This is a genomic window from Modestobacter sp. VKM Ac-2979, from assembly GCF_026967995.1.
Classification (GTDB): domain Bacteria; phylum Actinomycetota; class Actinomycetes; order Mycobacteriales; family Geodermatophilaceae; genus Modestobacter.
Genome location: NZ_JAPVBO010000003.1, coordinates 311,665 through 332,640 on the forward strand (window position 1 = coordinate 311,665; position 20,976 = coordinate 332,640).

Here is a 20,976-nt window from a genome sequence, read left to right on the forward strand (position 1 = left end):
CCGAGCCTGCGGCGCGGTCGCCTCCCGCGTGTATAGATTGGCGTCCTGGCTCCCCCCGATGTGTGTGGAGGTGCGCGATGGGCCCCGGTACTGGCACTGGCCCCGACGAGTTCCGAGCGCGGCGTGAGCGTGACGTCGCCTCCCTGGTCAAGCAGATCTCCTACCTCGAGGAGGAGATCAGCCTCCTCCGACGCAAGGTGACCGACAGCCCGCGCCAGGTGCGTGCGCTCGAGGAACGGCTCGCCGAGGCGGAGGGCCGCGCGGCCTTCCTCTCCGAGCGCAACGACAAGCTGGCCGGCACGCTGCGCGACGCGCGCGAGCAGCTGGTCACGCTCAAGGAGGAGGTCGAGCGGCTGGGGCAGCCCCCGTCCGGCTACGGCGTCTTCCTGGAGCTCTTCGAGGACGGCACCGTCGACGTGTTCACCAGCGGCCGCAAGCTGCGGGTGTCGGTGTCGCCGGCCGTCGAGGTCGCCGAGCTGCAGCACGGCCAGGAGGTCATGCTCAACGAGGCGATGAACGTCGTCGCCGCCCGCGGGTTCGAGCGCGCCGGTGACGTGGTGATGCTCAAGGAGCTGCTGGAGCCCCTGCCGGGCGTCCCGCGCCGCGCCCTGGTCATCGGGCACACCGACGAGGAGCGGGTCGTCTACCTCGCCGACTCCCTGGAGGGGCAGCCGCTGCGCAGCGGCGACTCGCTGCTGCTGGAGTCCCGCTCGGGCTACGTCTACGAGCGGATCCCGAAGAGCGAGGTCGAGGAGCTCATCCTCGAAGAGGTCCCCGACATCGACTACTCCGACATCGGTGGGCTCTCCCGGCAGATCGAGCAGATCCGGGACGCCGTCGAGCTGCCGTTCCTGCACGCCGACCTGTTCCGCGAGTACGAGCTGCGGCCGCCGAAGGGCATCCTGCTCTACGGCCCGCCCGGCTGTGGGAAGACGCTGATCGCCAAGGCGGTGGCCAACTCGCTGGCCAAGAAGGTCGCCGAGCTCAACGGCGACTCCGACCGGAGCCAGGGGAAGTCGTTCTTCCTCAACATCAAGGGCCCCGAGCTGCTGAACAAGTACGTGGGGGAGACCGAGCGGCACATCCGGCTGGTGTTCCAGCGTGCCCGGGAGAAGGCCAGCGAGGGCACGCCGGTCATCGTCTTCTTCGACGAGATGGACTCGATCTTCCGCACCCGCGGGTCCGGTGTCTCCTCCGACGTGGAGAGCACGATCGTGCCCCAGCTGCTCAGCGAGATCGACGGCGTCGAGGGGCTGGAGAACGTCATCGTCATCGGCGCCTCCAACCGCGAGGACATGATCGACCCGGCGATCCTCCGCCCGGGGCGCCTGGACGTGAAGATCAAGATCGAGCGGCCGGACGCCGAGGCCGCGCGGGACATCTTCACCAAGTACCTGACGACGACGCTGCCCATCCACGCCGACGACCTGGCCGAGCACGGCGGCAGCCGCGAGGCGACCATCGCCGGGATGATCCAGAGCACCGTCGAGCGGATGTACACCGAGACCGAGGAGAACCGGTTCCTGGAGGTCACCTACGCCAACGGTGACAAGGAGGTCCTGTACTTCAAGGACTTCAACTCCGGGGCGATGCTGCAGAACATCGTCGACCGGGCGAAGAAGATGGCGATCAAGGACCGCCTGGAGACCGGCGTCGGCGGCCTGCGGGTCGGGCACCTGATGAACGCCTGCGTCGACGAGTTCAAGGAGAACGAGGACCTGCCCAACACGACCAACCCCGACGACTGGGCACGGATCTCGGGCAAGAAGGGTGAGCGGATCGTCTACATCCGCACGCTCATCAGCGGCAAGGGCGCCGACAGCGGCCGCGCGATCGACACCGCGACCAACACCGGCCAGTACCTGTAAGGAGCCGACCCCGCTGCTCCCCACGGCTCGCAGGCTCGCCGTGGGGCCCTGCAGCGGGGCCGCAACCGACCGGCCCCCGCTGCACAGCGGCAGGGGCCGGTCGGCGTCCGGGCGCTGCCCACCGGCCGTTCCGGACGGCCGCCTAGCCTGACGGCATGAGCGTGCGACGGGTGATGGGCACGGAGCTCGAGTACGGCATCTCGGTGCCGGGGCAACCAGGGGCGAACCCGACGACGTTGTCGAGCCAGGTGGTGAACGCCTGGGCGGTGGCCGAGGCGCCGACGCCGCGCCGGCCGCGGTGGGACTTCGAGGAGGAGTCGCCGCTGCGCGACGCCCGCGGGTTCGACCTCTCGCCGGCCCAGGCGCTGGACCACAACGACCTGGACGACGACGCGGGGATGGCCAACGTCATCCTCACCAACGGGGCCCGGCTGTACGTCGACCACGCCCACCCGGAGTACTCCACGCCGGAGGTCACCAACCCGCGGGACATCGTGCTGTGGGACAAGGCGGGGGAGCAGGTGATGGCCGAGGCGGCCCGCCGCGCCGCCCGGGTGCCGGGCACCCAGCCCATCCAGCTCTACAAGAACAACACCGACGGCAAGGGCGCCTCCTACGGGGCGCACGAGAACTACCTGATGAGCCGGTCGACGCCGTTCATCGACATCATCCGCGGGCTCATCCCGTTCTTCGTCACCCGCCAGGTCTTCGCCGGCGCCGGCCGGGTCGGGATCGGCACCGAGGGCCGCACCGAGGGCTTCCAGCTGTCCCAGCGGGCCGACTTCTTCGAGGTCGAGGTGGGCCTGGAGACGACGCTGAAGCGGCCGATCATCAACACCCGGGACGAGCCGCACGCCAACCCCGACGACTACCGCCGGCTGCACGTGATCATCGGCGACGCGAACCTCGCCGAGCTGTCGACCTACCTCAAGGTCGGGACGACGGCGCTCGTGCTGGCCATGATCGAGGCCAAGGCACTGACCCAGGACCTCACCATCGAGGAGCCGGTCGAGTCGCTGCAGGCGATCAGCCACGACCCGTCGCTGACCCACCGGGTGCGACTGCGCGACGGCCGCCGGCTGACCGCGATCGAGGTGCAGCGGGAGTACCTGGCCCAGGCCCAGAAGTTCGTCGCCGACAGCGGGGACGACGACGAGCAGACCGCCGACGTGCTGCTCCGGTGGGCCGAGGTGCTCGACGAGCTGGCTGTGGACCCGATGCGGCTCGCCGACCGGCTGGACTGGCCGGCCAAGCTCCGGCTGCTGGAGGGGTACCGGCAGCGCGACGGGCTCAGCTGGGGCGACGCCCGGCTGAAGCTGGTCGACCTGCAGTACTCCGACGTCCGGCCGGACAAGGGGCTCTACCACCGGCTGGTGGCCCGTGGCTCGATGCAGCGGCTGCTCACCGACGACGAGGTGACCCGGGCGATGACCAGCCCGCCGCCGGACACCCGCGCCTACTTCCGCGGCGAGTGCCTGCGCCGCTACCCGGCCCAGGTCGCCGCGGCGTCGTGGGACTCGGTGGTCTTCGACGTCGGCCGGGAGAACCTGGTGCGCATCCCGACCATGGAGCCGCTGCGGGGCACCCGGGAGCACGTCGGCGCGCTGTTCGAGTCGACGTCGACCGCGGCCGAGCTGGTCGACCGGATCACCGCGCGCTGACCTGACGGCGGTGCCCATCTCAGGGGGAGCCCGCGAACGCGGCGGACTGTCACCCGGCGCGGGTAGCTTCTGCCTCAGGACCGACCCAGCAGCGAGCTCCGGAGGGTGAGATGGCCACGAGGGACACCGGCGGGCAGCAGAAGGCCACGCGCACGCGCGAGGAGACCGAGGAGGTCGAGGCGTCGGTCGACGCCGAGGCAGCCGAGCGGCGCCAGGAGATGACCGACGACGTCGACTCCATCCTCGACGAGATCGACGGCGTCCTAGAGGAGAACGCCGAGGAATTTGTTAAGAGCTATGTGCAAAAGGGCGGCCAATAGCCATTCCGGCGAATAGTCCGAAAATGGCTGACTCGAAGTACTGCAAGGACTGCGGCGAAGTCCGCCCAGCAGGGGAGTTCACGTCCGACCGCCGGAGGGCGGACGGCTTGAGCTTTTACTGCAAGGTCCACGCACGTCGACGGCTGAATGCGTCCAAGGACGCGCGGAAGGGGCCACCGAAGACCCGCCATCGGCGGGAGGTCGACGTCCCTGCTGGTCAGAAGTGGTGCCCGGACTGCTCTTCTGTCAAGCCCATTGAGCAGTTCGTGCGCAATGCCAGCCAGTCGTCTGGTCGGTCGGCCTACTGCAAGCCTTGCCACAACACCCGCGGGAAGGCTTCCAAGGACAAGCTCGGCGGGGCGCGCACGTACCACCTCAAGCGGCGGTACGGGATCACGGCTGAAGAGGCCGACGCCATGCTCACTGACCAGGGCGGGCTCTGCGCGATCTGCGCCAAGGCGCCGGCGGCGCACGTCGATCACGATCACGACAGTGGCGCCGTCCGATCGCTGCTGTGCTTCAACTGCAACGGCGGGCTGGGGCAGTTCAAGGACGACCCGGCGCTGCTCCGGGTGGCCGCCCGTTACGTCGAGTCGCATCGTGCAGGCCAGCTGGTCGGCCCGCCCCCGGGTCAGCAGTGGTGGCCGACCGACTGACGAGCCCGCCGGTAGGGTCGTCGGGGCGTCGACCCGGCAGCTCCGCGGCCGTCCGGCGCAGCAGACGCAGCAGCACGGACCGCCGTCGCACGACGGCAGGAGAGGCGGATGGGTGACCGAGACGTCAGCTGGTCGGAGCGGGTTCCCGCCCGCGTACCTGGACCGGGTGGGCTCCTCGTTCACCGACTTCCTGGGCACCACTGCCCCCGACCTGCTGCCCGGCCGGCGCACCGTCCCGACGATGTCCGTGGCTGACCTCGCCCCGCACGCCACGACCATCGTGGCCGCCACCTTCGACGGCGGCGTGCTGATGGGCGGCGACCGGCGGGCGACCATGGGCAACCTGATCTCCAGCCGGGACATCGAGAAGGTCTACGCGGCTGACTCCTGGTCGGTCATCGGCATCGCCGGCGCCGCGGGCATCGCGATCGAGATGGTCCGGCTCTACCAGGTCGAGCTTGAGCACTACGAGAAGATCGAGGGGATGACGATGTCCCTCGACGGCAAGGCCAACCGCCTCGCCGCGATGATCCGGGGCAACCTCGGTGCCGCGATGCAGGGGCTCGCCGTCGTTCCGCTGTTCGCCGGTTACGACCTCGACGCAGCCGAGGGCGTCAGCCCGGGCCGGATCTTCAGCTACGACGTCACCGGCGGGAACTACGAGGAGCGCGGCTACTCCTCGGTGGGCTCCGGCTCGCTGTTCGCCCGCAACTCCCTGAAGAAGACCTGGCGCCCCGGCCTGTCCGCCGACGCCGCGACCCGCACCCTCGTCGAGGCGCTCTACGACGCCGCCGACGACGACTCCGCCACCGGCGGCCCCGACACCGTGCGGCGGCTCTACCCGATCGTCTACCGGGTCGACGCCGAGGGCGCCGTCCGGCTCCCGGACGACGAGGTCGCCGCCATCGCCACCACCATCGTCGCCGAGCGCTCGGCCGCAGACGGGCAGGGCTGAGCCATGACCATGCCGTACTACGCCTCGGCCGAGCAGGTCATGCGGGACCGCTCGGAGTACGCCCGCAAGGGCATCTCCCGCGGTCGCAGCGTCGCCGTCCTCACCTACGCCGACGGCGTGCTGTTCATCGCCGAGAACCCCAGCGCCACGCTGCACAAGGTCAGCGAGCTCTACGACCGCATCGGCTTCGCCGCCGTCGGCCGGTACTCCGAGTTCGAGAGCCTGCGGGTCGCCGGCATCCGGCTGGCCGACGTCCGCGGCTACTCCTACAACCGGCGCGACGTCACCGGCCGGGTCATCGCCAACGCCTACGCGCAGACCCTCGGCGCGGTCTTCACCGAGCAGATGAAGCCCTTCGAGGTCGAGCTCTGCGTCGCCGAGGTGGGGGAGGACTCCGCCTCCGACCAGCTCTACCGGCTCACCTTCGACGGGTCGATCGTCGACGAGGCCTCCTTCGTGGTCATGGGCGGGCAGGCCGAGGCCGTCAGCAGCCACCTGCGTGAGCACTTCACCGCCGGCCTCAGCCTGGCGGAGGCCCTGCGGGTGGGTGTCCGGGCGCTGTCCGCGGTCAGCCCGGCCACCGCGGCCAACGGCGGGGCGCACGACCAGCTGCCCGCCGAGCAGCTCGAGGTCGCCGTCCTCGACCGACGGCGTCCGAAGCGGGCGTTCCGCCGGGTCGTCGGCGCCGCGCTGACCAGCCTGCTGTCCGACCAGGAGACGGCTGCAGAGCCCGCCGAGAGCCCCGCCGAGGCGGCCGCCACCCACGCGCCCAGTGCCCCGGCGCCCGGCACCCCGCCGGGCCTCGGCGACCCGGCGGCCGTGGACACCGCCGGCGGCACCGAGCAGGCCTCCGCCCAGCCGAGCACGCAGGACGGCGCCGGCGCCGGCGGCGGCACCGACGGCGAGACTCCGGACAGCGAGCAGTGAGCGGCGCGGCGTACTCGGGACACGAGCCGAGTGCGCCGCGGACGCCTAGGCTCGGCGGGGTGGAACGACGGATCTTCGGCATCGAGACCGAGTACGGCGTCACGTGCACCTTCAAGGGGCAGCGCCGCCTCTCGCCCGACGAGGTTGCCCGCTACCTGTTCCGCCGGGTGGTCTCCTGGGGCCGCAGCTCGAACGTGTTCCTGCGCAACGGCTCCCGGCTCTACCTCGACGTCGGCAGCCATCCCGAGTACGCCACGGCCGAGTGCGACGACGTCACCGAGCTCGTCGTCCACGACAAGGCCGGCGAGCGGATCCTCGAAGGGCTGATGGTCGACGCCGAGCAACGCCTGAACGAAGAGGGCGTCACCGGCGACATCTACCTGTTCAAGAACAACACCGACTCGGCCGGCAACAGCTACGGCTGCCACGAGAACTACCTGGTGGGCCGGCACGGCGAGTTCAGCCGGATGGCCGACGTGCTGATCCCGTTCCTGGTCAGCCGGCAGATGGTGGTCGGCGCGGGCAAGGTGCTGCAGACCCCGCGCGGCGCGGTCTACTGCGTCAGCCAGCGGGCCGAGCACATATGGGAGGGCGTCTCCAGCGCCACCACCCGGTCCCGGCCGATCATCAACACCCGCGACGAGCCGCACGCGGATGCCGAGAAGTACCGCCGGCTGCACGTCATCGTCGGCGACTCGAACATGAGCGAGACGACGACGCTGCTCAAGGTCACCATCACCGACCTGGTGCTGCGGATGATCGAGCAGGGTGTGGTGCTGCGGGACATGACCCTGGAGAACCCGATCCGGGCGATCCGGGAGATCAGCCACGACCTCACCGGCCGCCGCAAGGTCCGGCTCGCCAACGGCCGGGAGATGTCGGCCCTGGAGATCCAGCAGGAGTACCACGACCGCGCCGCCGAGTTCGTCGACCGCGAGGGCTACGGCCCGGTGCACCGGCAGATGCTCGAGCTGTGGGGGCGCACGCTCAAGGCCGTCGACAGCGGCGACCTCTCGCTGATCGACCGGGAGATCGACTGGGCCATCAAGCACCAGCTGCTGCACCGGTACATGGCCAAGCGCGACCTGTCGCTGTCCAGCCCGCGGGTCGCCCAGATGGACCTCGCGTACCACGACATCCGGCGCAACCGCGGCCTGTACTACCTCCTGGAGAAGGCCGGCCAGGTCGAGCGGGTCACCCACGACCCGGCGATCTTCGAGGCCAAGAACGTCCCGCCGCAGACCACCCGGGCCAAGCTGCGCGGGGAGTTCATCCGCCGCGCCCAGGACAAGCGCCGCGACTTCACCGTCGACTGGGTGCACCTCAAGCTCAACGACCAGGCCCAGCGCACCGTGCTGTGCAAGGACCCGTTCAAGTCCGTCGACGAGCGCGTGGAGAAGCTCATCGCGTCCATGTGACGTCCGGGGACACTGCGGCGGTGAGCCGCCAGGGGCCCACACCGTCGCCGTGACCTTCCAGTCCGGCGCGCACCGTGCGTGACCACCCACCTCGGTGTCCCGCGCGGACGCTCAGGACGCGCTCACGGACGGTACGGTGCCCGGCTCGGTTGTGCCCCGGCCAGGCGCGCCCCACGTCGGCTCACGGTCGGCGCCGAACCGCACGGAGCGCGCCGCCGCCTGCCGCCCCCGATCGACGTGTCGTTGTACGACCGTTATCCCCAACTTCCGGCCACATGTTCCGGGAAGACCGACCGCAGCACCAACGGGGAGGGGGAGGCCGTCCCGCAGGGGCACCCGGCCCGGCGTACCGTCGGCCCGGCAAACCGTTCGCCTTGCACGGAGCTGCGGACCACACTGCCGCGGTGGGCACTGCACTCGTCACCGGCGTCAGCCGCCGCAGCTCCATCGGCTTCGCGGTCGCGCGGCGGTTGTTGGACCGCGGGGACCGGGTGGTGGTCCAGTCCTGGGCGCCGCACGACGCGGAGCAGCCGTGGGGAGGCGACGACCTGGCCGCCGTCCTCGCCGAGCTGGGGGACCCGCCGCACGTCAGCGCCGACCTGGCCGAGCCAGCGGCGCCGGGCGAGCTGGTCGCCGCCGCCCGGGACGCCGTCGGGCCGCTGAGCACCCTGGTCGCCGCGCACGCCCGCAGCGCCGTGGGCCGGCTCGCCGAGGTGACGGCCGCCGAGGTCGACCTCTGCTTCGCGGTCAACGCCCGCGGCAGCCTGCTGCTCACCCAGGCCTTCGCCGCCCAGTACGAGCCGGCCGCCGGCCCGGGCGCCGTCGTCCTGTTCACCTCCGGCCAGCACCGCGGGCCGATGTCCCGGGAACTGCCGTACGCGATCAGCAAGGGGGCGGTCCAGCAGATGACGCTGTCCCTGGCCGACGAGCTCATCGACGCCGACGTCACCGTCAACTGCCTGAACCCCGGCCCGACGGACACCGGCTGGGCCGATCCGGCCGAGCAGGACGGCGTGGCCCGGCTGATGCCCCGGGGGCGCTGGAACCGCGCGGCGGAGGCGGCCGCCGTCGTCGCCTGGCTGACCGGCCCGGACGCCCGCTCGGTCACCGGCCAGACCCTCGACGCCGAGGGCGGCTTCCGCCGCGGGGGCTGAGCCGGTGAGCACCAGCGGTGAGCGGGTGGGTCACTGCCGTCATCGGACCGTTATCCCCAACTCAACGCCGGAGATGCCAGCACACTGCCACTGCCCGCGCCGAGGACGGGGTCTCCCGGCGCGAGCGCGCTCAGGCCAGGGGTGGGCCGAACAGCGTGAGCTGGGCGGCGAACCGCCCGGCCGCGGCCGCGGCCAGGAAGTAGGCGCGGTCCTCGGCCAGGCCGCGGCCCATCGTCGACAGCCGGACCGGTGAGGCGGCCAGCGCGTCCTCCAGCCCGAGCGAGTCCACCCACTCCACCGGGTTGCGCTCCGGCTGCCCGGCCAGGTCCTCCTCGACCTGGGTGCCCAGCTCCGAACCGAGCCCCCGGGGCGCCACCAGGGTGACGCCGCCCATCGCGACCCGGCCGAACGCGGTCAGCGAGTGGTGCGAGACGCCGCGGTGCCGGGGGCGCGGGTCGGCGTCGGAGATGCGCAGCGCGCCGACGGCCCGCCCACCCAGCACGTGCACGGCGTTGCAGGCCTCGCCCGCCGCGACCCCGGAGAATCCCCACGGCGTCCCGGTGCCCAGGTTGCCCGGCCCCTGGGTGACGATCGTGACGTCGGCCCGGAGCACGTGCCGCGCGGCCAGCAGCCCGGTGTGCACCGTGACGGCCTCCACGTCGCCACCGAACGCCTGCCCGACGGTGACCACCCCGGCCAGCGAGCTGGCCAGGGTGTCCAGGGTCCGGGAGAAGGCCGCGGGCAGCGCCCCGCCGTCGGTCATCACGTACGCGACGCGCAGCGCCGGGTCGGTGACGTGCACGCCGGCCAGCACTGCGGGCAGGGCCGAGTGCAGGTCGGCCACCACCACCGGCATGCCGTCGAGGTCCTCGGCGCCGGCGATGGTGTCGTGGTGCGGCGTGTCCTGCTCGTCGACGCCCTGCACGGTCACCTGCAGCGGCGTGTACCGCCCCTTCACCAGGTGCCCGGGGCCGGTGGGGTCCGGCGGCAGCCGGTCGGGGACGGCGACGACGAGCGCGTACCCGCCAGTGCCCAGCCGCTGCGCCCAGGCGGTGGTGTTCAGCAGCACCTCGTCGCCCACTCGGGGCAGCCCGACGAGGGAGGGGTGCGCCAGCGCCTTCAGCGTGCCGTCCTCGGGCACCTCGACGGTCAGCTCCTGCGCGTCCCGCCACGACCGGCCGACTTCGGTGACCTGGCCGCGGCGCCAGCGGATCCGGGAGCCGGGAGCGGGAGACGGTGCATCAGTCACCGGGGGAGGCTAACCAGCGAGGGCGCCGGCCGCCGCGCACTAGCCTGTCCCCGTGGCAGCCAAGCGGGCAGAACGACTGGTCAACCTGGTCATCGCCCTGCTCGGGACCCGGCAGTACGTCTCGGCGGCGAAGATCCGCTCGATCGTCCCCGGCTACGAGCCCGACGACGGCACCGACCGCGCCGACGAGGCGTTCAAGCGGATGTTCGAGCGGGACAAGGCCGAGCTGCGGGAGATCGGCGTGCCCCTGGAGACGGGGCGCACCAGCGCCTTCGACACCGAGGACGGCTACCGCATCGCCCGGGCCGACTACGAGCTGCCCGAGATCACCCTGACCGGGGAGGAGGCGGCCGCCGTGGGGCTGGCGCTCCGGCTGTGGCAGTCCGCGCAGCTGGCCGGCGCCGCGCAGAGCGCCCTGGTGAAGCTCCGCGCCGCCGGGGTGGAGGTCGACCAGTCCCGGGGGCTGTCCATCCAGCCGCGCCTGGACGCCGGCGAGCCCGCCTTCGAACCCTGCTACGCGGCGGCGCGCGACCGCCGGGCGCTCGCCTTCGACTACCGCCGTCCCGACGAGCAGACCGCCAGCCGCCGCCGGGTGCAGCCGTGGGGCCTGGTGGCCTGGCACGGCCGCTGGTACCTGGTCGGTCACGACCTCGACCGGCAGGCAGCGCGGGTCTTCCGGCTCTCCCGGGTCACCGGCACCCCGCGGGCCAGCGGCCCGGTCGACGCCTTCGAGCCGCCGGCCGACCTCGACCTCGCCTCGGTGGTGGCCGGCTCGGAGCGACGGGAGGAGCAGATCGTCGTCGTCCGGGCCCGACCGGGGACCGCGATCGGCCTGCGCCGGCACGCCACCCCGCTGGGCGCGGCGGACGACGGCGACGACCGGCTGGAGCTGCGCACCACCACGCCCTGGGCGCTGGCCGACCAGCTGGCCGCCTACGGCCCGGACGTGCTCGTCGAGGCGCCACAGCGGATGCGCGAGGCGGTCGTGGAACGGCTCAGCCGGCTGGCCGCCGTGGGGGAGCGGGCATGACGGCGCCCAGCACGGCCGAGCGGATGACCCGGCTGCTGGCCCTGGTGCCCTACCTGACCGCCCGGCCCGACGGCGTCCGGCTGGCCGACGCGGCCGCCGACTTCGGGGTCACCGAGGTCCAGCTCCGCCGCGACCTGGACCTGCTCTGGGTCTGCGGCCTGCCCGGGCACGGCCCGGGCGACCTCATCGACCTGGCCTTCGAGGGCGACCGGGTGCGGATCACCTTCACCGCCGGGATGGTCCGCCCGCTGCGGTTGTCCACCGACGAGGCGGTCGCGCTGATCGTCGCCCTGCGCACGCTGCTGAAGCTGCCCGGGCTGGCCGAGGGCGAGGCGGTGAGCCGGGCGCTGGCCAAGGTCTCGGCCGCGGCCGGGCACCCGGCGGAGGTGCGGGCGCCGGTGGCGGTCAGCGTCGACACCCGGGCGCAGTCCCTCGCCGTCGTCCGTGACGGGGTGGAGCGGCGCCGCGCCCTGCACCTGCACTACTACGTGCCCAGCCGGGACGAGCGCACCGAGCGCACCGTCGACCCGATGCGGTTGCTGCTGGTCGACGGCCACTGGTACCTGGAGGCGTGGTGCCGGAACGCCGAGGGCGTACGGCTGTTCCGGCTGGACCGGATCGACGACGTCGCGGTGCTCGAGGAGCCGGCCGCCCCACCACCCCAGGCGCACGAGCGCGACCTGGACGACGGGCTCTACCAGCCCGGCGCGGAGGAGCCGCTGGTCCGGCTGCGGCTGGCCCGCACCGCCCGCTGGGTCGCCGACTACTACCCGGTGGAGGAGCAGACCGAGGTCACCGACCCACCGGGTGGGCTGGCGGTCACGGTCCGGACGTCGGACCTGTCCTGGGCCCGCCGCCTGGTCGCCTCGCTGGGCGGGGCGGCCACCGTGGACGAGCCGGTCGAGCTCGCCACCCGGGTCGCCGAGGAGGCCCGCGCTGCACTGGCCCGGTACGCGGACTGACCGGCAGCTCGGCGGAGCCCCGGCCGGGCAGCGCCGGTTAGGCTCGGCCCCGTGCTGCTGATCGTGTGGATCGTCGTCCCCGTGCTCGCCCTGCTGGTGCTCGGCGTCGTCGGGTACGGGGTGTTCGGTGCCGCCGGGCGGCTGGACCGCGAACTGCGGGCGCTGGAGCGGGACGTCCGTCCCGTGCTCACCGAGGTCCAGGCCTCGGCGGAGCGGGCCGCCGCCCTGCGCGCCGACCGCGCAGAGGCCGACGACTGAACCCGAGGTGGACGGCGTGCGTACAGCCGTCCGCAGCCCTGGACCCACGGCGTTCCCGGCGTAGAGTCGGCCCGGCACGTCCGCCACGACTAGGAGGAGTCCGATGAACCTCGGCCCCATGGAGATCGGCCTCATCATCCTGGCCGTCCTGCTGCTCTTCGGTTACAAGAAGCTGCCCGACGCCTCCCGCTCGATGGGGCGCTCGATGCGCATCTTCAAGTCCGAGATGAAGGGCATGAAGGACGACGACGTGCGCGCCAAGGACGAGGCCCGCACGTCCCCGGTCACCGGTGAGATCATCGCCCCCGCGGTGACCCCGGGTGCCGTCGACTACGAGGCCGAGGCGGCCGCCGCCGAGGCCCGCGCCGCCGAGGCCCGGGCGCGTGCGGAGCAGGTGCGTTCGTCGGCAGCCGCCGACGGCACGCGCTGACCCCCAGCACCGACCGCTGCCGCCCGTGACCCTGGCAGGGCGAGTGCGTGACCGTCGACCGCGGCGTCCCGAACGGGACGCCGCGGCGACGATGAGCCTCATCGGCCACCTGCGCGAACTGCGCAACCGCATCGGCATCGCGCTGTTCTTCGTGCTGATCGGCACCGCGGTGGCGTTCTGGTGGTACGAGCAGGGACTGGGTGAGTTCATCCGGGCGCCGTACTGCGGGTTGGCCGCGGGCGACCGTGGACTGCCCAACCAGCCCGACGGCGACTGCGACCTGCTGGTCATCGACGTCCTCGGTGGTGCGCTGATCCGGTTGAAGATCAGCTTCATCGTCGGTGTGGTGCTGGCCGCGCCGTTCTGGCTGTACCAGGTCTGGGCCTTCCTCACCCCGGGGTTGAAGAAGAGCGAGAAGCGCTACGGCGTCGCGTTCGTGGCGGCGTCCAGCAGCCTGTTCGCCCTGGGTGCCGCGCTGGCCTACATCGCGCTGTCCAAGGGCCTGGAGCTGCTGATCGGCCTGGCCGGCGACGGCGTCACCGTCGCGCTGACCGCGCAGGAGTACGTCGGCTTCGTCATCTCGTTGCTGGTCGCCTTCGGGGTGAGCTTCGAGCTGCCGCTCATCGCGGTGGTGCTGAACCTGATCGGTGTCCTCTCCTACGAGGCACTGTCCAAGAGCCGGCGGTGGATCTACTTCCTCACCATCGTGTTCGCCGCGTTCATCACCCCCACGCAGGACCCGTTCACCATGCTGCTGATGGCCGCGCCGATGTGCGTGCTGTTCGAGATCGCGATCCAGATCGCCCGGTTCGTGGACAAGCGGCGGGCGAAGCGCGAGGCCGCGGCGGGCCTGGCCGGGCTGGACGACGACGAGGCCTCCCCGAGCATCGACGTGGCCAGCCCGCTGGACACCACCCCGAGCCCGCTCGACGAGCCGGAACACCTCCGACGCTGAGTCGATCCACACGGGCATGACGCGGCCCGAGGTGGCCGTCCTGGTCAACGCCGCCGCCGGGCGGGGCCGCGCAGCCCGGGCCGTTCCCGCCGTCGTGGCAGCGCTGACCGCCGGTGGGGTGCGAGCCCGGGTGCTGGCCGCCAGCACCCGGGCGGAGGCGGAACGGCTGGCCACGGCCGCGGTGGGCGACGGGGTCGGGGCGGTGGCCGCGCTCGGTGGCGACGGCACCGCCCACGCCGCGCTCCAGGCCGTGGCCGGCACCGGCACCCCGCTGGCGCTGCTGCCGGCCGGCAGCGGCAACGACCTGGCCACCGCCCTCGGGGTGCCGGCCGACCCGGTGCGGGCCGCCGCCGCGCTCACCGCGGACCTGCACGCCGGCCGCACCCGGCAGCTCGACGCCGCGCGCACCGGCGAGCGGTGGTGGGCCACCGTGCTGTGCTGCGGCTTCGACTCGGCGGTCACCGAGCGAGCCGACCGGCTGCGCTGGCCACGCGGCCCCCGCCGCTACGACATCGCGATCCTGCTCGAGCTGGCCCAGCTGCGTCCCCGCGCGGTCACGCTCACCGTCGACGGCGCCGTCCGCCACCACGAGGTGACCCTGATCGCGGTCGGCAACACCCCCTGGTACGGCGGCGGGCTGCGGATCGCCCCCGGCGCCGACCCGGCCGACGGGCTGCTGGAGGTCGTCGTCATCGGGCCGGTCAGCCGTCGCGAGCTGGTGCGCACCCGCCCCCGGCTGGCCGCCGGCAGCCACGTCGACCACCCCGCCGTCACCGTGCTGCGCGGCCGGGAGGTCGGCCTCACCGGCGCCGGCCTGACCACCTGGGCCGACGGTGAGCCGATCTGCGCGCTCCCGGCCACGACCGTCTGCGTACCCGGCGCCCTCACCGTCCTCGGCTGACCCGCCGTACCACCACAATGGCCATTTCGGTGCTCGCGAGGGACGACCGGTGGCACGGGGGGAGAGCGCCTAACGTGGGGGCATGTCCAGCCCGGCTGAGCGTTATGCGGCTGCCCGCCGGCGGAACGCACACCCCACCCTCTCGGACTTCACCGCCGAACTCGGCTTCTCCCTGGACCCGTTCCAGGTCGAGGCCTGCGAGGCGCTGGAACAGGGCTCCGGTGTGCTGGTCTGCGCCCCGACCGGTGCCGGCAAGACCGTGGTGGGGGAGTTCGCCGTCCACAAGGCGCTGCAGGAGGGCCGCAAGGCCTTCTACACCACGCCCATCAAGGCGCTGAGCAACCAGAAGTACCGCGACCTCTGCGACCGGTACGGGGCAGCGAAGGTCGGGCTGCTCACCGGGGACAACGCCATCAACGGCGACGCACCGGTGGTCGTGATGACCACCGAGGTGCTGCGCAACATGCTCTACGTCGACTCCCCGGCGCTCACCGACCTCGGCTACGTGGTGATGGACGAGGTGCACTACCTCGCCGACCGGTTCCGCGGCGCGGTGTGGGAAGAGGTGATCATCCACCTCCCCGAGCACGTCCGGCTGGTCTCGCTGTCGGCGACGGTGAGCAACGCCGAGGAGTTCGCCGACTGGCTGGTCACCGTCCGCGGGGACACGGCCGTCGTGGTCAGCGAGGTGCGGCCGATCCCGCTGTGGCAGCACATGCTGGTGGGCGGCCGGGTGTTCGACCTGTTCGCGCTGCGGCCGGCGGCGCACGCGGGGGAGTGGGAGCAGACCCCGCGCGGGCTGTCCACCCGCGAGCGCGGCCGCGCGGTGGTCGACCCCGAACTCGTCCGGTACGTGCACGAGCAGGAACGTCGGCACGACAGCTGGCACGGCGGTGGGGGATCCCGCGGCGGGTTCAGCCACAAGCCCCGCTACCGGCCGCCGTCCCGGCCGGAGGTCATCGAGCGGCTGGACCGGGCCGGGCTGCTGCCGGCGATCACCTTCGTGTTCAGCCGCAACGGCTGCGACGCCGCCGTCCACCAGTGCCTGGCCTCGGGGATGCGGCTGACCGACGAGACCGAGCGCCGGGCGATCGCCGAGATCATCGACCGGCGGACCGGGTCGCTGCCCGAGGAGGACCTGCACGTCCTCGGCTTCTGGGAGTGGCGGGAGGGGCTGCTGGCCGGCTTCGCCGCCCACCACGCCGGGCTGGTGCCGGCGTTCAAGGAGACCGTCGAGGAGTGCTTCGTCCGCGGCCTGGCCAAGGCGGTCTTCGCCACCGAGACCCTCGCCCTGGGCATCAACATGCCCGCGCGCACCGTCGTCCTGGAGCGGCTGGTCAAGTGGAACGGCGAGGCCCACGCCGACGTGACGCCGGGGGAGTACACCCAGCTCACCGGCCGGGCCGGCCGGCGCGGCATCGACATCGAGGGGCACGCCGTCGTCGTCTGGGCGCCGGGGGTCGACCCGGCGGCCGTCGCCGGGCTGGCCAGCACCCGCACCTACCCGCTGCGCTCCTCCTTCCGGCCCAGCTACAACATGGCCGTCAACCTGGTCGGCGCCTTCGGCCGGGCGCACGCCCGTCAGCTGCTCGCCGCCTCCTTCGCCCAGTTCCAGGCCGACCGGTCGGTGGTCGGCCTGGCCCGTTCGGCCGCCCGGCACGAGGAGGACGCCGCCCGGCTGCTCAAGGAGATGAACGCCGGGCTCAGCGCCGCGGTGCTGGACGTCGCCGGGTACGCCCGGCTGCGGATGGAGATCTCCGAGCGGGAGAAGGCGTTGTCCCGGGACTCGCAGGCCAAGCGCCGGCTGGAGGCCGCCGAGTCCCTCGCTGCGCTGCGCGCCGGCGACGTCATCCGGGTGCCGAGCGGACGGCGCCAGGGCCTCGCCGTGGTGCTCGACCCCGGGGTCACCGAGCTCACCGACCCCCGGCCGCTGGTGCTCACCGAGGACAAGTGGGCCGGCCGGCTCGGATCGGTCGACTTCCCGTCCCCGGTGAGCGCCCTGGCCCGGGTCAAGGTGCCGAAGAACTTCAACCACCGCAGCCCGCACGCCCGCCGCGACCTCGCCTCCACCCTGCGCAACGCCCGCGCCGAGAACGGCCTGGGTGCCCGGCGCACCAAGGGGCGGTCCGCGGCCGACGACGACCCGGTGCTCGCCGACCTGCGGCACGCGCTGCGCGCCCACCCGGTGCACGGGCTGCCCGACCGGGAGGAGCGGGTGCGTGCCGCCGACCGCTGGCTGCGCGAGGTGCGGGACGGCGAGCGGCTGCGCCGGCAGATCGCCGACCGCACCAGCTCGCTGACCCAGCAGTTCGACCGCACCTGCGACGTCCTCACCGAGCTGGGCTACCTGCACCCCGACCCCGCGCAGGACGACGCCCCGCCCGCAGCGGTGGTCACCGAGGCGGGCCGCCGGCTCGGCCGGATCTGGTCGGAGACCGACCTGCTGACCGCCGAGTGCCTGCGGGCCGGGGTGTTCCGCGGGCTCACCCCCGCCGAGCTGGCCGGTTGCGTCTCCGCCCTGGTGTTCGAGGCGCGGCGGGAGAGCGCCGCCCAGCCCTCCGTGCCGGCCGGCAAGGTCGCCGGTGCGCTCGCCGAGATGCGCAGGGTGCACACCGCGCTCACCGACCTCGAGCGCGAGCACTCCGTGCCGGTCACCCGTGACCCCGACCTGGGCTTCGTCTGGGCCGCCTACCGGTGGGCCGACGGCCAGAGCCTGGACCGGGTGCTGGCCGGGGCGCAGCAGGCCGGCACCGAGCTCTCCGGCGGCGACTTCGTCCGCTGGGCGCGACAGCTGGTCGACCTGCTCGACCAGCTCGCCAAGGTCGCCGACGCTCCGCTGGCCGGCATCGCGCGGGCCGCGGTGGGCCGGGTGCGCCGCGGCGTGGTCGCGGTCGCCGTCACCGACTGATCCGCGGCCGGTGGGCCACAATCGGCCGTCCCCGGTGCACCGCACCGGGGAGCCGATCGAGGAGCGACGATGAGCCAGCCGCCGCAGGGCGAGGACCCGCAGTCCCCCTGGGCCCGCCCGGACCGGGAGCACGGTCCCCGGCCGGCGGCGCCGGGATGGGGCGGCCCGCAGGGCGGCTGGGGTCCGCCGTCGGGCGGACCGGGGCAGCCACCGCGGTACCAGGGCTGGGGGGAGGCCCCCGGGTACGGCCAGCCGGGCCAGTACGGGCAGCCCGGTGGCTGGGGGCCGCCGTCCGCGCAGTTCGGGTCGCCCGGGGGCTGGGGTTCGCCGGCGCAGCCGGCCAGGAGACGGTCCCGCTCGCCGAAGCTGGTCCTGGTCACGCTGGCGGTCCTGCTGGTGGTCGCGGCGCTGACCCTGCCGTCTCCGCTGGGCGCCACCCGGCTCGACCCGGCGGCGGTGGAGCGCGCCGTGGCCGGCCAGTTCGAGGACCGGGAGGGCGTCGCCCTGGACCTCAGCTGCGAGGACGAGCTCCCGGTCCGCGCCGGCGCCGCCTACTCCTGCGCGGGCCGGACCGTCGACGGCGAACCGGTCGGCATCACGATCACGCTGACCGGCGAGGACGGCGACTACACCTGGGCGGTGAGCTGACCGGGCCGTTCAGTCCTGCGGCCACCCCAGCGCCGACCCCAGCCGGCGCACCGAGGACTCCAGCCCGTGCGCCTCGGCCAGCGCCGCCAGGGCGTCGGGGTCAGCCGGGCGGCGGGGCAGCTCGCCGTCCACCGGTGGCAGGTCGATGGTGGTGACGACGGCGACCACCTCGGGTGCGGCATCGAGGTAGTCGGCGGCCGCGTGCAGCTTCTTCAGCACCGCGGCGGTGAGCGGGGCCCTGGGGACGGCGGTGCGGGCAGCCGCCTCCCGGATGCCGGCCAGTGACCCGAACTCGTTGATCAGCGCCGCCGCCGTCTTCGCCCCGACGCCGGACACCCCGGGCAGCCCGTCGCTGGGGTCGCCGCGGAGCACCGCGAAGTCGGCGTACGAGCGGCCGGGGATGCCGTACTTCGCCGCGACGGCCGCCTCGTCGACGAACTCCAGGTCGTTGATGCCGCGGTTGGTGTAGAGCACCCGCACGGCGCGGGCGTCGTCGACCAGCTGGAACAGGTCCCGGTCGCCGGTGACCACGTCGACCGGCCCACGGGCCCGGGTGGCCAGCGTGCCGACGACGTCGTCGGCCTCGTAGCCGGGGGCGCCGACCCGGGTCAGCCCGGCGGCGGCGAGCACCTCGACCAGCACCGGCACCTGCGGCCCGAGCTCGTCGGGCACCTCCTCACCGCCCTCCTGCGCGACCCGGTGGGCCTTGTAGCTGGGCAGCGCGGCGACCCGGAAGGCCGGACGCCAGTCGTCGTCCCAGCAGGCGACCAGCCGGGTGGGGGAGTGGGCGACGACCAGCCGGGCGGTCATGTCCAGGAAGCCACGGACGGCGTTGACCGGCCGGCCGTGCGGTCCGGTCACGCTGGTCGGCACCCCGTAGAAGGCACGGAAGTAGAGGCTCGCGGCGTCCAGGAGCATCGTCGTCACGCCGGGCACGGTAACGGTGCGATGACGACGTCCGGGGCTGTCGCTCCCGCTGGTTAGTCTGCGGACGTGGTCGCCGTCTCTCCCTCTCCCTCCTCCCCGCTGGTGTCCATCGACCGGGTGCACGCCGCCCGCGCTCTCGCCGACGAGCTCGACATCGACGTCGTCGTCGTCACGCCCGGCTCCGACCTGCGCTACCTGTGCGGCTACGACGCGCACGCCATGGAGCGGCTGACCGCGCTGGCCGTGCCCCGCCGGGGCGAGCCACTGCTGGTGGTGCCGCGGCTGGAGGCGCCGATGATCGAGGCCTCCCCGGCCGGGTCGTTGGGCCTGGAGGTGCTGCCCTGGGACGAGACCGACGACTCCTTCGCCCGGCTGGCCGAGGCGGTCACCGCCCGGCTGGGCAGCGCGCCGGTCCGGGTGGCAGTCGGGTCCCGCACCTGGGCCGAGCACGCGCTGGGCATCCAGCGGGCGCTGCCGGGTTCGGCGCTGGAGCTGGCCAGCCCGGTCATCGACCGGCTGCGGATGGTGAAGACGCCGGCCGAGGTCGAGGAGCTGGCGATCGCCGGTGCGGCGATCGACCGGGTGCACGCCCGGATGGGGGAGTGGCTGCGGGTCGGCCGCACCGAGGCCGAGGTCGGCGCGGACGTCGCGGCGGCGATCCTCGCCGAGGGCCACGTCGGGGTCGACTTCACGATCATCGGCTCGGGCCCCAACGGCGCCAGCCCGCACCACGAGGTCTCCGACCGGGTGGTGGAGGCCGGGGACATGGTCGTCGTGGACATCGGCGGGGAGACGGCGACCGGCTACCGGTCCGACTGCACCCGCACCTACCTGGTCGGCGGGCACGCCGCCCGCGGTCTGGTCGACTGGTTCGCCGTCCTCCAGCGGGCCCAGGCGGCGGCCGTCGCCGCGGTGCGCCCCGGGGTCACCTGCGCGCAGATCGACGCCGTCGCCCGCGACGTCATCACCAAGGCCGGCTTCGGTGAGCACTTCATCCACCGCACCGGGCACGGCATCGGGCTGGACACCCACGAGGCGCCCTACGTCGTCGCCGGCAACGACCTGCCGCTGGAGCCGGGGATGGCCTTCTCGGTCGAGCCCGGCATCTACCTGCCCGGCCGCTACGGCGCCCGGATCGAGGACATCGTCGTCTGCACCGACGACGGCGTCCGCAACCTCAACAACGGTCCCCGTGAGCTCGTCGAACTCCCCGGCTGAGCCGGGCGGGCCGCCGGCGGCCCAGGACGTCGACCGCGAGCTGCTGAGCGCCCTGGCCCGCGACGGCCGGGCCAGCTTCACCGACCTGGCCGACCGGGTCGGGCTGTCGGTGTCCGCGGTGCACCAGCGGGTCCGCCGGCTGGAACAGCGCGGGCTGATCACCGGCTACGCGGCGCAGCTGGACGCGAAGGGGCTCGGGCTGCCGCTGACCGCCTTCGTCTCCATCACCCCGATCGAGGCCGCGCAGCCCGACGACGCACCGGCCCGGCTGGCGCACCTGTCGGCCATCGAGGCCTGCCACTCGGTGGCCGGGGTGGAGAGCTACATCCTCAAGGTGCGGGTGGCCTCGCCCGACGCGCTGGAGGCGTTGCTGCACGAGATCCGGTCGGCGGCCAACGTCACCACCCGGACCACCGTCGTCCTCTCCACCTTCTACGAGGACCGCCCACCGGTCTGAGGAAGGACCCCCTCGCCCCCCTCCGCTCGCAGGCTCGCGGCGGGCCCCTGCGAGGGGCCGGTGGACGGTCCGTC

20 protein-coding genes are annotated in these 20,976 nt (G+C 73.4%); 18 read left to right on the plus strand and 2 right to left on the minus strand.

Going from position 1 to position 20,976, the window contains the following annotated elements; genetic code table 11:
- Positions 1-77: 77 nt before the first annotated feature.
- The 8 genes from arc (at position 78) to O2W15_RS10360 (ending at position 8,959) form a co-directional block, all read left to right on the plus strand.
- A complete protein-coding gene (gene arc, locus O2W15_RS10325; protein WP_269165453.1) occupies positions 78-1,868 on the plus strand; it encodes a proteasome ATPase in 1,791 nt (596 codons plus the stop codon).
- A 155-nt stretch (positions 1,869-2,023) separates the two neighbouring features.
- Positions 2,024-3,529, plus strand: a complete 1,506-nt coding sequence (gene dop / locus O2W15_RS10330) for a depupylase/deamidase Dop (RefSeq protein WP_269179357.1) — start codon at positions 2,024-2,026, stop codon at positions 3,527-3,529.
- Positions 3,530-3,639: 110 nt separating this feature from the next.
- Positions 3,640-3,849, plus strand: a complete 210-nt coding sequence (locus tag O2W15_RS10335; RefSeq protein WP_269179358.1) for a ubiquitin-like protein Pup — start codon at positions 3,640-3,642, stop codon at positions 3,847-3,849.
- 23 nt (positions 3,850-3,872) lie between these two features.
- The gene (locus O2W15_RS10340; RefSeq protein ID WP_269179359.1) at positions 3,873-4,505 is read left to right on the plus strand and encodes an endonuclease VII domain-containing protein; all 633 of its coding nucleotides are present in this window, start codon (positions 3,873-3,875) and stop codon (positions 4,503-4,505) included.
- Between the two features lie 112 nt (positions 4,506-4,617).
- Entirely contained in the window at positions 4,618-5,460 is an 843-nt protein-coding gene (prcB, locus tag O2W15_RS10345) for a proteasome subunit beta (RefSeq protein ID WP_269165450.1), read from the plus strand.
- Between the two features lie 3 nt (positions 5,461-5,463).
- Positions 5,464-6,387 (plus strand): proteasome subunit alpha, encoded by a 924-nt coding sequence (prcA, locus tag O2W15_RS10350; protein ID WP_269179360.1) that lies wholly within the window; start codon positions 5,464-5,466, stop codon positions 6,385-6,387.
- 59 nt (positions 6,388-6,446) lie between these two features.
- The gene (pafA, locus tag O2W15_RS10355) at positions 6,447-7,805 is read left to right on the plus strand and encodes a Pup--protein ligase (protein WP_036332674.1); all 1,359 of its coding nucleotides are present in this window, start codon (positions 6,447-6,449) and stop codon (positions 7,803-7,805) included.
- A gap of 404 nt (positions 7,806-8,209) precedes the next feature.
- The gene (locus O2W15_RS10360; protein WP_269179361.1) at positions 8,210-8,959 is read left to right on the plus strand and encodes an SDR family oxidoreductase; all 750 of its coding nucleotides are present in this window, start codon (positions 8,210-8,212) and stop codon (positions 8,957-8,959) included.
- 130 nt (positions 8,960-9,089) lie between these two features.
- Here the strand turns inward: O2W15_RS10360 and O2W15_RS10365 are convergent, their stop codons facing one another.
- Entirely contained in the window at positions 9,090-10,208 is a 1,119-nt protein-coding gene (locus O2W15_RS10365) for a DUF3866 family protein (RefSeq protein WP_269179362.1), read from the minus strand.
- A 52-nt stretch (positions 10,209-10,260) separates the two neighbouring features.
- Between O2W15_RS10365 and O2W15_RS10370 the strand changes: the two genes are divergently transcribed.
- The 8 genes from O2W15_RS10370 (at position 10,261) to O2W15_RS10405 (ending at position 18,300) form a co-directional block, all read left to right on the plus strand.
- On the plus strand, positions 10,261-11,238 hold the full coding sequence (locus O2W15_RS10370; RefSeq protein ID WP_269179363.1) for a helix-turn-helix transcriptional regulator: 978 nt from the start codon (positions 10,261-10,263) through the stop codon (positions 11,236-11,238).
- Positions 11,235-12,200, plus strand: coding sequence for a helix-turn-helix transcriptional regulator (locus O2W15_RS10375; RefSeq protein ID WP_269179364.1), 966 nt, complete (start codon positions 11,235-11,237; stop codon positions 12,198-12,200). The genes O2W15_RS10370 and O2W15_RS10375 overlap by 4 nt, the downstream gene beginning before the upstream one ends.
- Before the next feature lie 51 nt (positions 12,201-12,251).
- A complete protein-coding gene (locus tag O2W15_RS10380; RefSeq protein ID WP_269165444.1) occupies positions 12,252-12,458 on the plus strand; it encodes a hypothetical protein in 207 nt (68 codons plus the stop codon).
- Between the two features lie 103 nt (positions 12,459-12,561).
- Entirely contained in the window at positions 12,562-12,888 is a 327-nt protein-coding gene (gene tatA, locus O2W15_RS10385) for a Sec-independent protein translocase subunit TatA (RefSeq protein WP_269165443.1), read from the plus strand.
- A gap of 43 nt (positions 12,889-12,931) precedes the next feature.
- On the plus strand, positions 12,932-13,843 hold the full coding sequence (tatC, locus tag O2W15_RS10390) for a twin-arginine translocase subunit TatC (RefSeq protein WP_269165442.1): 912 nt from the start codon (positions 12,932-12,934) through the stop codon (positions 13,841-13,843).
- Between the two features lie 16 nt (positions 13,844-13,859).
- Positions 13,860-14,744, plus strand: a complete 885-nt coding sequence (locus O2W15_RS10395; protein WP_269165441.1) for a diacylglycerol/lipid kinase family protein — start codon at positions 13,860-13,862, stop codon at positions 14,742-14,744.
- 82 nt (positions 14,745-14,826) lie between these two features.
- Positions 14,827-17,652, plus strand: coding sequence for a DEAD/DEAH box helicase (locus O2W15_RS10400; protein ID WP_269179365.1), 2,826 nt, complete (start codon positions 14,827-14,829; stop codon positions 17,650-17,652).
- 69 nt (positions 17,653-17,721) lie between these two features.
- Positions 17,722-18,300, plus strand: a complete 579-nt coding sequence (locus O2W15_RS10405) for a DUF4333 domain-containing protein (protein WP_269179366.1) — start codon at positions 17,722-17,724, stop codon at positions 18,298-18,300.
- A gap of 9 nt (positions 18,301-18,309) precedes the next feature.
- On the opposite strand, the gene O2W15_RS10410 is transcribed toward O2W15_RS10405, so the two are convergent.
- Complete coding sequence (locus O2W15_RS10410; RefSeq protein WP_269179600.1) at positions 18,310-19,218, minus strand: 5'-3' exonuclease; 909 nt, start codon at positions 19,216-19,218, stop codon at positions 18,310-18,312.
- Positions 19,219-19,293: 75 nt separating this feature from the next.
- Between O2W15_RS10410 and O2W15_RS10415 the strand changes: the two genes are divergently transcribed.
- Together O2W15_RS10415 and O2W15_RS10420 are read left to right on the plus strand one after the other, a co-directional pair.
- Entirely contained in the window at positions 19,294-20,445 is a 1,152-nt protein-coding gene (locus tag O2W15_RS10415; RefSeq protein ID WP_269179367.1) for a M24 family metallopeptidase, read from the plus strand.
- Entirely contained in the window at positions 20,420-20,902 is a 483-nt protein-coding gene (locus tag O2W15_RS10420; protein WP_269165436.1) for an Lrp/AsnC family transcriptional regulator, read from the plus strand. The genes O2W15_RS10415 and O2W15_RS10420 overlap by 26 nt, the downstream gene beginning before the upstream one ends.
- Positions 20,903-20,976 lie beyond the last annotated feature (74 nt).